This window comes from Christensenella timonensis, assembly GCF_900087015.1.
GTDB lineage: Bacteria > Bacillota > Clostridia > Christensenellales > Christensenellaceae > Christensenella > Christensenella timonensis.
Genome location: NZ_FLKP01000002.1, coordinates 1,064,698 through 1,076,590 on the forward strand (window position 1 = coordinate 1,064,698; position 11,893 = coordinate 1,076,590).

General features: G+C 52.4%; 11 protein-coding genes. 6 read left to right on the forward strand and 5 right to left on the reverse strand.

Annotated elements, in window-relative coordinates; all coding sequences use genetic code 11:
- Positions 1-19 precede the first annotated feature (19 nt).
- Entirely contained in the window at positions 20-1,111 is a 1,092-nt protein-coding gene (locus BN6471_RS06575; protein ID WP_066646774.1) for an iron-containing alcohol dehydrogenase, read from the forward strand.
- Between the two features lie 11 nt (positions 1,112-1,122).
- The gene (locus tag BN6471_RS06580; RefSeq protein WP_066646777.1) at positions 1,123-2,100 is read left to right on the forward strand and encodes a hypothetical protein; all 978 of its coding nucleotides are present in this window, start codon (positions 1,123-1,125) and stop codon (positions 2,098-2,100) included.
- Between the two features lie 42 nt (positions 2,101-2,142).
- On the opposite strand, the gene BN6471_RS06585 is transcribed toward BN6471_RS06580, so the two are convergent.
- The 4 genes from BN6471_RS06585 to BN6471_RS06600 all read right to left on the reverse strand — a co-directional run bounded on the left by BN6471_RS06585 (position 2,143) and on the right by BN6471_RS06600 (position 5,229).
- Complete coding sequence (locus tag BN6471_RS06585) at positions 2,143-2,790, reverse strand: ABC-2 transporter permease (RefSeq protein ID WP_066646780.1); 648 nt, start codon at positions 2,788-2,790, stop codon at positions 2,143-2,145.
- A 2-nt stretch (positions 2,791-2,792) separates the two neighbouring features.
- A complete protein-coding gene (locus BN6471_RS06590) occupies positions 2,793-3,635 on the reverse strand; it encodes an ABC transporter ATP-binding protein (RefSeq protein WP_066649869.1) in 843 nt (280 codons plus the stop codon).
- Positions 3,636-3,646: 11 nt separating this feature from the next.
- The gene (locus BN6471_RS06595) at positions 3,647-3,895 is read right to left on the reverse strand and encodes an AbrB/MazE/SpoVT family DNA-binding domain-containing protein (protein ID WP_066649872.1); all 249 of its coding nucleotides are present in this window, start codon (positions 3,893-3,895) and stop codon (positions 3,647-3,649) included.
- A 164-nt stretch (positions 3,896-4,059) separates the two neighbouring features.
- On the reverse strand, positions 4,060-5,229 hold the full coding sequence (locus tag BN6471_RS06600; protein ID WP_066646782.1) for an iron-containing alcohol dehydrogenase: 1,170 nt from the start codon (positions 5,227-5,229) through the stop codon (positions 4,060-4,062).
- A gap of 173 nt (positions 5,230-5,402) precedes the next feature.
- Here BN6471_RS06600 and BN6471_RS06605 point away from each other — a divergent pair, with 173 nt between their 5' ends.
- Genes BN6471_RS06605 through BN6471_RS06615 form a run of 3 tightly spaced genes read left to right on the forward strand, consistent with a single transcriptional unit; the run spans position 5,403 to position 9,108 of the window.
- Positions 5,403-7,145: an ABC transporter ATP-binding protein gene (locus BN6471_RS06605; protein WP_066646786.1), complete on the forward strand. Its 1,743-nt coding sequence runs from the start codon at positions 5,403-5,405 to the stop codon at positions 7,143-7,145.
- Complete coding sequence (locus tag BN6471_RS06610; RefSeq protein WP_066646789.1) at positions 7,142-8,881, forward strand: ABC transporter ATP-binding protein; 1,740 nt, start codon at positions 7,142-7,144, stop codon at positions 8,879-8,881. The genes BN6471_RS06605 and BN6471_RS06610 overlap by 4 nt, the downstream gene beginning before the upstream one ends.
- Before the next feature lie 44 nt (positions 8,882-8,925).
- Entirely contained in the window at positions 8,926-9,108 is a 183-nt protein-coding gene (locus BN6471_RS06615) for a hypothetical protein (protein WP_066646794.1), read from the forward strand.
- A 30-nt stretch (positions 9,109-9,138) separates the two neighbouring features.
- Here BN6471_RS06615 and BN6471_RS06620 read toward each other — a convergent pair whose 3' ends face one another.
- Positions 9,139-10,737, reverse strand: a complete 1,599-nt coding sequence (locus BN6471_RS06620; protein ID WP_066646797.1) for an ABC-F family ATP-binding cassette domain-containing protein — start codon at positions 10,735-10,737, stop codon at positions 9,139-9,141.
- 98 nt (positions 10,738-10,835) lie between these two features.
- Between BN6471_RS06620 and BN6471_RS06625 the strand changes: the two genes are divergently transcribed.
- On the forward strand, positions 10,836-11,888 hold the full coding sequence (locus BN6471_RS06625) for an FkbM family methyltransferase (protein WP_066646799.1): 1,053 nt from the start codon (positions 10,836-10,838) through the stop codon (positions 11,886-11,888).
- Positions 11,889-11,893 lie beyond the last annotated feature (5 nt).

Sequence of the window (11,893 nt, forward strand, 5' to 3'; positions counted from 1 at the left end):
CCGTTTGAAGGAGAACAGCATGGAATTCACGTTTCAAGTGCCCACGGAGATCATCGTAGGGCAGGGATGTATCAGGAAAAATGCGGAGAAGTTTTCGCAGTTTGGTAAAAAGGCGCTGGTCGTAAAATCAGCCTCGGCAGAAAAAAACGGTTCCCTTGCGGACATCCTGCATGCTTTGCGCGAGCAAGGGATCGAGGGGAAGGTGCTCGATTCCGTGCCTGCAAACCCCACGCCGGAAGATGTGCAGGCGCTGTGCGGGTATGCACCGGAATTCTCGTTTGTCGTTGCTGTGGGCGGCGGCAGTGCGATCGACGCGGCAAAGGGTGTGGCGGTTCTGGCAGCAAACGATGTGCCGCCGTCGGCTATGTATGATAAATCTTACCGGAATACGCCCCTGCCCGTCATAGCGGTACCCACGACTTGCGGAACGGGAAGTGAAGTGACGGCGGTGTCTGTACTCACGGTAGGGGAGTCCAAGCAGTCGTTTTCCAGCCCGGACCTGCTGCCCAAGGCGGCGTTTTTGGATGCCGGTTATTTAAAGACGCTGCCCATGCGCGTGATGCTCGATACGGCGCTGGATGCGCTTTCGCACAGTGTGGAGGCATATTTGCTTGCGGATTCGTGGTCGAATGACATGATCGCGGAGCAGGCGTTCCGCAATTTTGCGAAATATAAGGAAGCGCTAGAGCGGCGCGAGTTTACTGACGAAGATAGGGCATTGATGCTTTATACGGCGACGCTGGGCGGGATCGCGATCTATGTCGGCGGTACGAGCGCGGTGCACACGATGGGATATCCGATCACGGTCTTAAAAGATATCCCGCACGGGCGCGCATGCGCGCTCACGCTGGGAGAATATATTGGGTTTGTTTATGATGCGAACAAGGAAAAAGTGGACACGATGTGTAAGCTGCTCCAAGTCGACGGGATCCGAGGATTTCAGGAAATGCTGAAAGGCCTGATTGGGGAAACGGCGGTGTACACCGAAGAAGAAATACGCGGCTTCGTGGAGATCGCGGCGGAAGCGGCGATGAAAAAGAAAAATGCAAAACCGATCACGAGGGAAGATATTTTCGCGCTGTATTGCAAAGCCCTGTGCCCGCAAAAGTGAAAGGATAAGGTATGTCAAAATCATTGAGCGAAGTGTTCAGCTCTGCGTGGAGCATGGCAAAAAGGAATTTTGTGGCATTGTTTGTGCCGACGGTCATATACGTCGGAGTAGTGCTTTTGCTTTATGGGATCAATGCTTCAGGTGAATTGACAAGCCTGACCCGTATGGATCAGGCCGGCTATGTGCCGCAGGGCGCCCCGATATGGACGTCCGCGGTGATGTTTGCCATATCTGTTTTCCTGGCCCCTCTGTACAGCGGTTTCATTACGGCGGTGCTGCGGGGAACAAGTATCACCGGAAAGCCTACGCCCATGCGGGCTGCGTGGCAGGCAGCGTGTGCAAACTATACGAAATACCTGCTGACAACCCTGACACAAATCCTCTTCGGCTTTGTTTTCGCTATGGTGATCGCGGTCATCGCAGTCGTGGCGGTCTTCGTATCAGCCCTTCAGAACATGGTGGATTGGGCGGTCTATTCGCCCGACGTATGGGAGGCGCTGGCAACGCTCTTTTCCGCACTGTTTCCGGCGATCGTCATCATGGCGGTCATCGGGTGGTTTTACCAGTTCAGCCAGATGTTCCTTTCATACATACCGGGCATGGAACAAACGCAGGGCTTCAAGGCATTTTTCAGCAGTTTTCGTTATATCTACAGGGGAAACTTCCTGAAAAATCTGGGGCATATCCTGTTGGCAGAGGTGATACAGGGGCTCATTACGGGCCTGGTCGCCGTTATTTTCTTCCTGCCGTTCTTTGTGAACCTGGGAATGTGCATCAATATGGATTCGCTTGTCACGGCAGAACAGATCCTTCATCCGCTGATGTGGGGACTGCCGCTTTATATGCTCGTGGGCGGCCTCGTGTCGAGCCTGATGAGCGTGTTCTTTACCCCCTACTATTTCGAGGTATACCAAAGCGCCAAAGCGGAAACAGACCGCAGGGAGGCGGCAAAGGGAGCGGCGATTCCGCAATACCCATATGGACGGTAAATCAAAAGAACCGGCTAAAAGGCCGGTTCTTTTTGTATCGTTTCAAAAATCCATTTTTTCAAAATGTCTTACGGATTTTTTATAAGATAGGAAAGTCAAAAGCGCATAGAGCAGGATGCCAGCTGCCAGTACGGCAAGCTGGTAACCAAGGAAGCCGGGAACCATCGTTTTGATGTAATCGTGGAAGAACGGAATGGCGTAAGCCGCACCCTCGGCCGCCATCATGACAGTGCCGATACCGAGGCAAGCGACGAGGAAGGGGATGCCGATCTTACTGGTATCCTTATGGTGCATGGTGAAAAAAATCAGGTTAAAGATACCGAACACGATAAAGGCAAAGCCGAAAAAGGCGATATTTGCATCCATGCCTGCCTCATTACCGGAAGGAAACAGCTGGTGGTTCAGTACGGCAAACGGGATGGCAATGATGATTTGAAGCACCTCCAGGAAAATGACCATCAGGAACCGCGCCCTGACCGTATCCTTTTTGGGGATGGGCAGCATCATGGAATAGTAGTCGTCCTTATTTTCACGCGCAGTCATGCTCATCATGAAAATCCCCAGGCATACATAGAAGAAAACGATCAGGTAGGGATAACTGGGAATGAGGAGCATGCTTGAAAAGGCGAGGAACATGATGTTTACCGGATGGAGCACGAGCCGCAGCTCTTTATATAACAGGTTTTTCATGGTCAGCCCTCCTTTTCGATGTGTACCATAATATCTTCCAGGATCGCGTCGCGTACCCGGGCGTTTTGGATGGGCAGGTCGCCTGTCTTTACAAGCCCGCTCATGCCGTGGCGGTCGCGCTTACAGCCAATGAGCTTTTGCCGGGCATTTTCAGGAAGCTGGCCTTTCTGGAATTCGACGACCTTGTAGCTTGCGAGGAAGGGATCCATTCCTTCGCAGGCGATGAGCCTGCCGTTTTTGATGTAGATGATGTTGTCCGCGCATTTTTCAAGGTCGGATGTGATGTGCGTGGAAAAAAGGATGCTCATATGTTCCTGCTCGACGAGATCCATGAAAATATCGAGAAGGTCGTCGCGCGATACGGGGTCAAGGCCGCTGGTGGGCTCGTCTAGGATCAAAAGCTCGGCATGATGTGAAAGTGCCAGTACCAAGGGATATTTGACCTTCATTCCCTCCGAAAGCTGGTCGGGCGTCTTTTCTTCATCGAGCGCAAAAAGCCGCATGTATTTGCGGTAAGCCACATCATCCCATGCGCGGAAGAAGCGGCGGGTCACTTCTGTGATCGTTTTCAGTTTCTTTTTGGGATAATAATCGATTCCGCCGGTCACAAAACCGACCTTTTGCTTGATGTTGAGTTCGTCCCCGCAAAAGGGCTTGCCCCAGAAGCGGATATCGCCGCTATCCGGATGTACAAAATTCAACAGGGACTTGAGCGTGGTAGACTTACCCGCACCGTTACGCCCGATGAAACCGGTGATGCTGCCGGGTTTCAGGACAAAAGAAACATCCTTTAAAGAAAAAGCGGGGTAATGTTTCTCAAGGTCAGATACGGATAATACGTCCATCATCATACCCCTTACTTTTCTTCTTCGTCGTGTTTGCCCAGCGGACTTGTGTTTAGAATCTGGTTGGTGTAGTCCACAAAGGTCTCGTTGCGTACGATCGCAATGCCCTGGCGGCTGTCCGCCAAAAGCAGCAACGTATCGCCCGGCTTGATGCCGAACATGTCACGCGCAGTCTTAGGGATCACGATCTGGCCTTTTTCGCCTACCTTCACCGTGCCCATGAACCGCCCTTCCGGAAATCCGCCTTTTTGATCTGCCATCGTATATTCGCTCCTCAAATTCCAACATTTCATACTTGTTATACTTTTCATACAAATCATACTATTCTTACAGCTTTTTGTCAATATGAAAAAGACAAGGAAACAGAAAACGGCCGGAATATTTCCGGCCGCTTTCATAAGAGGATTGATGCTTAAGCAATTTTTTAAAATTCTACATCCTTGCCATAAAAAGCGCAGTCGAGCACTTTGCGCATAGCTTCTACATCCGTCTGGCGCGGGTTGCTGCCCGTGCAAGGGTCTGCGGTCGCGTTTTCGGCAATGAACTGCGCAACCTTTAAGTAATCTTCCTCGGAAACGCCGTTTTCCTGATAGGACTGCTTGATGCCGAGTTTAGCGTTCAGTTCCTTGATGGCGTCCACAAGCGAATTGATGAGCTGCTGGGACGTTGCGCCCGGCAGGCCGAGCGCCCTTGCGATGTCTGCAAGGCGTTCAGGTACCGCCTTCGCATTGTATTCAATGACGAACGGAAGGAGGATCGCGTTGCAGCGGCCGTGCGGGATATCGAACTGCGCGCCCGTCTTATGCGCAAGCGAGTGGCAGATGCCGAGAAGCGCATTGGAGAACGCCATACCCGCCATACACTGCGCAATGTGCATATTGCCCCGTGCCTGCTCATTGCCGTCTACGGAAGCCATGATGTTTTCATAGATCATCTGGATGGCTTTTAAGGCAAGCGCATCAGAAAATGGGCTGTGCAGTGCGGCAACATAAGCCTCGATTGCGTGCGTGAGCGCATCCATACCGGTATCTGCTGTCAATGACTTCGGCATGGTAAGCGGAATGTTGCTGTCGAGGATCGCAATGTCCGGCGTGATCTCAAAATCCGCCAGCGGGTATTTGATCAACGTTTTATAGTCGGTGATGACGGAAAAAGCGGTGACCTCCGTCGCCGTGCCCGAAGTGGACGGGATGGCTACGAAGATTGCTTTCTGCCGCAGCTTCGGCATCGTGAAAGGATCCTTGATGTCATCAAATGTCTTTTCCGGGTATTCGTAGAAAACCCACATCGCCTTGGCTGCGTCGATAGGGGAGCCGCCGCCGATGGATACGATCACATCCGGCTCGAACTCGCGCATCGCCTGCGCGCCGCGGTATACCGTTTCTACGGACGGATCGGGCTCGACGCCCTCGAAAAGTTTTGTCTCAAGACCTGCGTCGTGCAGTATCTTTTGAAGCTTATCCAAAAAACCGAATTTCTGCATGGAACTTCCGCCCGTGACGATGATCGCCCTTTTGTAGCCCTTGAGGCAGGAAAGCTCCTCGATTGCATCAGGTCCAAAATACAGATCGCGTGGTAAAGTAAATCTAGCCATAATATAAACCAATCCTTTCAAATAAAATATTTTACATTTATATATAAACAGTTTGTTAAAAAAATATCAATATAAATTTGCCGGGCGCGCTGTACAAAAATTTTAATATTTATTGTTAATATGGTAATTTTGGATCGTGTGTAGCAGGGCTGCTGGTGTGGTATAATACTGGTATGCAAAAGCTCGCAAAATATCTGAAAAATTACAAAAAAGAAGTGATCCTGGGGCCGATTTTCAAGCTTATTGAGGCGATATTGGAGCTGATCGTCCCGTTGATCATGGCCAATATCATCGATATCGGCATCAAAGGATCGGACAGCGGCTATGTGTGGCGTATGGGAGGACTGATGATCGCTTTGGCGGCGATCGGGCTGACGTGCGCGCTCATCTGCCAGTTTTTTGCCGCCAAGGCGTCGCAGGGCTTCGGTACGGATCTGCGCAACAAGCTGTTTGCGCACATCAACAGTTTGTCGCACGCAGAGATCGATAAGCTGGGTACGCCGTCGCTCATTACGCGTATCACCAACGATGTGAACCAGCTGCAGGTGGCGGTGGCAATGCTCATCCGCCTGGTGATCCGCGCGCCGTTTCTGGTGATTGGCGCGACGGTCATGGCGATGGTCATCGATTTACAGCTGTCGCTTATATTTATCGCAGCGGCGGCAGGCATCGCAGTGGTGCTGTACCTGGTTATGAGCCGCAGCGTACCCTTTTACAACACGATCCAGAAGCTTCTGGACAGGATATCATTGGTAACGCGTGAGAACCTTTCGGGCGCGCGCGTCATTCGTGCGTTCTCCAAACAGAAAAAGGAGAGGGAGCGCTTTGCACAGGCAGCCGGCGAGCAGCAGGAGGCGGCAGTACGCGTGGGAAAAATATCCGCGCTGTTAAACCCGCTCACCTACCTGATCGTCAATTTGGGGATCGTGGCTATTATCTGGTTCGGCGGCGGCGCGGTCAACACCGGACATCTGGAGCAGGGACAGATCGTGGCGCTTGTCAATTATATGACGCAGATATTATTGGCGCTTATCGTGGTGGCCAACCTGGTCATCATTTTTACGCGTGCTTCCGCATCGGCGGCGCGCGTCAATGAGGTATTGGATACGAGCAGTAGCTTAAGTGATGCGGGCAATGGCAACAGCGGTGCTCAAAAGATCGAAGATGCGCCGAAGATCGAATTTGAGCGGGTTTTTTTCCGCTATGGAAACAACGGCGGGGAATGGGCGCTGAAGGATATTTCCTTGCGCATTTACAGGGGGCAGACGGTCGGCGTGATCGGCGGGACGGGCAGCGGAAAATCCACGCTTGTCAACCTGATCCCACGGTTTTACGATGCTTCACAGGGCCGCGTGCTGATGGACGGCGTAAATGTGCGCGACTATACGTTGCCTGGGCTGCGCGGGGAGATCGGTATCGTGCCGCAGCGTGCGGTGTTGTTTACTGGGACGATACGCGACAATATGCGTTGGCGGGATGAAAACGCCACCGATGGGCAGATTATAGAAGCGCTCAAGGTAGCGCAGGCCTGGGAGTTTGTGGAAAAGCTGCCGCAAACGCTGGATACGATGATCCAGCAGGGCGGACAGAATCTTTCGGGAGGACAAAAGCAAAGGCTGACCATTGCACGGGCGATTGTGGGCGGCCCGCAGATACTGATCTTGGACGACAGCGCCTCGGCGCTGGATTTTGCGACGGATGCGGCGCTCAGGAAAGCGATCCGCCGGTTTGGAAACGGGATTACGGTGATCATGGTTTCCCAGCGCGCGACCACCGTGAAAAATGCGGATAAGATCATCGTCATGGACGAAGGCGCAGTCGCAGGGATCGGCACGCATGACGAGCTGTTTGAGGACAATGAAATATACCGCGAGATTTGTTTGTCCCAGTTTGAGAGAAACGAGGTGGGCAAATGAACAGGCATGTGTTAAAACGTTTGTTCGGATATTTGAAGCCGTATGCCGCCTTCCTCGTATTTGCACTGATAAGTGCGGTCGTGAATGTGGCTATGACGTTATGGGCGCCGGTATTGATCGGACAGGCGGTGGATCTGATCGTCGGTACGGGAAACGTTGCTTTTGCAAAGATTCTCCCCATACTGGCGGCGCTGGGCGTGGCGATCGGCCTTGCAGTCCTGTTCCAGTGGCTGATGACCCTGTGTACCAACCAGGCGACATACCGCACGGTGCGCGATTTGCGCGTAGACGTATTCAATAAATTGACGGAAGTTCCTTTCAGGGCCATCGATGGGCGGCCGCACGGAGACTTGATCAGCCGGGTAGTGAACGATATCGACCAGATATCGGATGGGTTGCTGCAAGGCTTTTCGCAGCTTTTTACAGGGATCGTCACGATCGTCGGCACGCTGCTCTTCATGCTGTCCATCAATGTATCCATCGCACTGGTGGTGATCCTTGTCACGCCGCTTTCGTTCTTTGTAGCGGCCTTTATCGCCAAGCGTTCCTACAATATGTTCCGCAAGCAGGCGGAGGTGCGCGGGGAGATCGGCGGGTACGTGGAGGAAATGATCGGCAACCAGAAGGTCGTCAAAGCCTTTGGATATGAGGAAAAAGCGCAGCGGAAATTTGAAGAGATCAATGGCAGGCTTTATTATTTCGGCGTGCGCTCGCAGTTTTATTCGTCCATGACCAACCCATGCACGCGTTTCGTAAACGCGATCGTCTATGCCGCGGTCGGGATCGTGGGTGCGCTGACAGCGATCGCAGGCGGTATTTCCATCGGGCAGCTGACCAGCTTTTTGATCTATGCGAACCAATATACCAAGCCGTTCAACGAGATATCCGGCGTGGTGACGGAGCTGCAAAACGCGTTCGCCTCCGCGCGGCGCGTATTTGAGATATTGGATGAGCCGGAGCAGACGCCGGACAAAAGGGACGCGATAGTGATGACAAAAAGCGACGGCCGCGTAGAAATGAAAGACGTATCCTTTTCCTATACGCCGGACAGGAAGCTGATCGAGGGACTGAACCTGGTCACAAAATCGGGTGAGCGCGTGGCGATCGTCGGCCCCACAGGCAGCGGCAAGACGACGATCATCAATCTGTTGATGCGCTTTTATGATGTAGACAAGGGAGAAATCAGTATCGATGGGGTGGATATCAGGACGATCACCCGCAACAGCATGCGCAGTATGTATGGGATGGTGCTGCAGGAAACATGGCTTTTTGCAGGCAGCGTGCGCGATAATATTGCCTATGGCAAGCCGGGTGCGACGGAGGATGAGATCATCGCCGCGGCGAAGGCGGCCCATGCCCACGGCTTTATTATGCGTTTGAAGGACGGATATGACACCATCATCGCAGAGGACGGCGGGAATATTTCGCAGGGACAAAAGCAGCTGTTGTGTATTGCGCGGGTGATGCTGGTGGAGCCGCCGATGCTGATCCTTGACGAGGCGACAAGCAGCATCGATACGCGTACGGAAATGCAGATACAGCGTGCGTTTGAGAAGCTGATGGAAGGACGCACGAGCTTTGTGGTGGCGCACCGCCTGTCCACCATCCGCGAGTCGGACTGTATCCTCGTCATGCGCGACGGGCATATCGTAGAGCAGGGCACACACGATGAATTGCTTGCAAGGAAGGGATTTTATGCGCGGCTTTATAACAGTCAGTTTGAAAAAGAGGGTTAGAGCGGCTGGTTTGTGTCTACATATAAAAAAAAGAGGTAGACAGTATGCTTGAAAAATTGATTGCACGTGTAAATGAAACAAACAAGGAACTCATCTTAGGCGCACTGGAGGAATGCGAGACGCCGGAAGATATCAACCGGGTGGCGGAAGCCTACGGCATCGATATTTCTGATGCGGAAATGGATTACCTGCTGAACCGTAAGCAAGGGGAGACCTGCTCCGAATAACGCAATATCCGGAGCTGTACACGGGAAGATTCAATAGATATTCCCGCCGTATTCCTCAATAAATTCTTCGTAAGTGCCTTGTTTATCGATGATACCGTCCGGGGTAAAGCGGATGATTCGGTTGGCGATGGTATCGATGAATTCGTGGTCGTGCGAGGCAAACAGGATCGCGCCTTTGAAATCCACCAATCCATTGTTGACAGCGGTGATGGATTCGAGATCCAGATGGTTGGTCGGCTGGTCCAGCACGAGCACGTTGGAGCCGAACATCATCATGCGCGACAGCATACAGCGTACGCGCTCGCCGCCCGACAGGACGCCTACCTGCTTAAAAACGTCCTCGCCGGAAAAGAGCATGCGCCCGCAAAAGCCGCGCAAATACGTTTCGGTCGTATCTTTTGAATATTGCCGAAGCCAGTCGAGGATATTCAGGTCGCATCCGTCGAAGAATGCAGAATTATCTTTGGGGAAATAGGACTGCGTTGTCGTCCCGCCCCATTTGAAGGTTCCCTCGTCGCTCTCCATCTCGCCCATCAATATCTGGAAAAGGGTAGTCGCTGCGATCTCGGTATCTCCCAAGAACGCGATCTTATCCTCGCGTCCCATGACAAAGCTTACGTTATTCAACACTTTTTCGCCGTCGATCGTCTTGGAAAGCCCTTCGACGGTAAGCACTTCCTTGCCGATCCCGCGGTCGGGCGTAAAGCCAACGAACGGATAGCGGCGGGAGGAAGCGGGCATTTCTTCAAACTCAAGCTTCTCCAAAAGCTTTTTGCGCGAGGTCGCCTGCCTTGACTTGGATTTATTGGCGGAGAAACGTTGGATGAATGCCTGCAGCTCCTTCGCCTTTTCTTCGTTCTTCTTGTTTTGGTCGCGCGTCATTTTCTGGATCAGTTGGCTGGATTCGTACCAGAACTCATAGTTGCCCACATACATTTTGATCTTGCCAAAATCGATATCCACCATGTGCGTGCAAACCGTGTTCAGGAAGTGGCGGTCGTGCGATACGATGATCAGCGTCCCCTCGTAATCCATCAGGAAATCTTCCAGCCAGTGTACGCTCGCGACGTCAAGGTGGTTGGTCGGCTCGTCTAAAAGGATGATATCCGGCTTGCCGAACAGCGCCTGCGCGAGCAGCACCTTGATTTTTTCATTATCCGGCAGGGAGGACATCGGCTGGTAGAGGATGTCCTCGGAAAGCCCCAGCCCCTGGATCAGCTTGGATGCGTCGGATTCCGCCTCCCAGCCATTGAGCTCTGCAAATTCGCCTTCCAGCTCGCCCGCGCGGATGCCGTCCTCGTCTGAAAAGTCCGGCTTTGCATACAGTGCGTCTTTCTCCTTCGTGATCTCCGCAAGGCGGGGGTTGCCCATGATGATCGTCTCTAAAACCGTATATTCATCGAACGCAAAATGATCCTGCTTTAAAACGGACATACGCGTGTTTTCCTGTATGTGCACATCGCCTGTCGTGGATTCCAGGTCGCCGGACAGGATGCGCAGGAAAGTCGACTTGCCCGCCCCGTTTGCACCGATGATGCCGTAACAGTTTCCCGGCGTAAATTTGAGGTTCACGCCTGAAAACAGGTTTGTTCCGCTGAAATTGAGACTCAAGTTTGTTACTGTTATCATTTCTTACTCCGTTTACTGTTTTTTACCCAATTCTGTCCATTATACCATAAAACGGGTGGATATGTTAAAATATAGATATTAATTTAACAAAGGACAATATGCAGGTCAGGGAAACGGTATCAGTCTGGCAAAAGCTGGAGCAGGCAAAAAAGCCGATCGTGCTTTACGGCATGGGAGACGGCGCGGATAAAATATTGAATGAGCTGGGCAGGCGGGGGATCCCTGCCGCGGGCGTCTTTGCCAGCGATGAATTTTGCCGCGGACAGACGTTCCGGGGCTTTGGGGTGACGAATTATGCGCAGGCAAAGGAACGGTTTGGCGACATGATCGTGCTGGTCGCGTTCGGGACGCAGCTCCCGGAGGTAATGGAGCGTATCAAAAGGATCGCAAAGGAGCAGGAGCTTTATGCGCCGGATGTTCCTGTTGCGGGAGGGGAAGCCGTTTTTGACAAAGCGTTCCTGGAAAAATACCGCGATGCCTTTGAAACGGCATACGGCTTGTTGGCTGACGGGCTGTCCAGAAGGACGTTTACCAACATGATCGATTATAAATTGAGCGGGAAACTTTCTTACCTGCTGGACTGCGAAAGCAGTGCATCGGAGGCATACGGAAATATTTTAAGGCTCCAAGATGATGAAATTTATGTGGACGCAGGCGCATATACGGGGGATACGGTAAAGGAATTCCTGCATTATGCGGGAAGTTATCGCCGGATCGTGGCCATAGAACCGGATGAAAAGAACTTTGTAAAGCTGGAAAAAAATACACGGGGGATGCACGGCCTGTCTTTGTATCACTGCGCTGCCTATGACAAGGATATGCAGGTCAGCTTTGACACCCGCGGCGGGCGCAATTCGTCGGTCGGCGGGCGGGGAAAGCCGGTGTGTGCACGGCGTATCGACGATCTTCTTGCGGGAAGGGCGGCAACATATATCAAGATGGATGTGGAAGGGCAGGAAGAAGCGGCGCTGTTGGGCGCGCGCAGGACGATTACGGGTCATAAGCCGAAGCTGCTCGTTTCCGCATACCACAGGAATAACGACCTGTTCCGTATCCCGCTGCTGGTAAAAGAAATGCGGGAAGATTACAAAGTATTCCTGCGGCACTTTCCCTATATTCCCGCATGGGACACCAATTATTATTTCATATGAAAACC

Excerpts from the sequence above, each read along its gene's own strand:
- BN6471_RS06595 (WP_066649872.1), bottom strand. The coding sequence starts at position 3,895 with ATGGCAGATCAAAAAGGCGGATTTCCGGAAGGGCGGTTCATGGGCACG.
- BN6471_RS06575 (WP_066646774.1), top strand. The coding sequence starts at position 20 with ATGGAATTCACGTTTCAAGTGCCCACGGAGATCATCGTAGGGCAGGGA.
- BN6471_RS06605 (WP_066646786.1), top strand. The coding sequence starts at position 5,403 with ATGCAAAAGCTCGCAAAATATCTGAAAAATTACAAAAAAGAAGTGATC.
- BN6471_RS06585 (WP_066646780.1), bottom strand. The coding sequence starts at position 2,790 with ATGAAAAACCTGTTATATAAAGAGCTGCGGCTCGTGCTCCATCCGGTA.
- BN6471_RS06590 (WP_066649869.1), bottom strand. The coding sequence starts at position 3,635 with ATGGACGTATTATCCGTATCTGACCTTGAGAAACATTACCCCGCTTTT.
- BN6471_RS06620 (WP_066646797.1), bottom strand. The coding sequence starts at position 10,737 with ATGATAACAGTAACAAACTTGAGTCTCAATTTCAGCGGAACAAACCTG.
- BN6471_RS06610 (WP_066646789.1), top strand. The coding sequence starts at position 7,142 with ATGAACAGGCATGTGTTAAAACGTTTGTTCGGATATTTGAAGCCGTAT.
- BN6471_RS06580 (WP_066646777.1), top strand. The coding sequence starts at position 1,123 with ATGTCAAAATCATTGAGCGAAGTGTTCAGCTCTGCGTGGAGCATGGCA.
- BN6471_RS06615 (WP_066646794.1), top strand. The coding sequence starts at position 8,926 with ATGCTTGAAAAATTGATTGCACGTGTAAATGAAACAAACAAGGAACTC.
- BN6471_RS06625 (WP_066646799.1), top strand. The coding sequence starts at position 10,836 with ATGCAGGTCAGGGAAACGGTATCAGTCTGGCAAAAGCTGGAGCAGGCA.
- BN6471_RS06600 (WP_066646782.1), bottom strand. The coding sequence starts at position 5,229 with ATGGCTAGATTTACTTTACCACGCGATCTGTATTTTGGACCTGATGCA.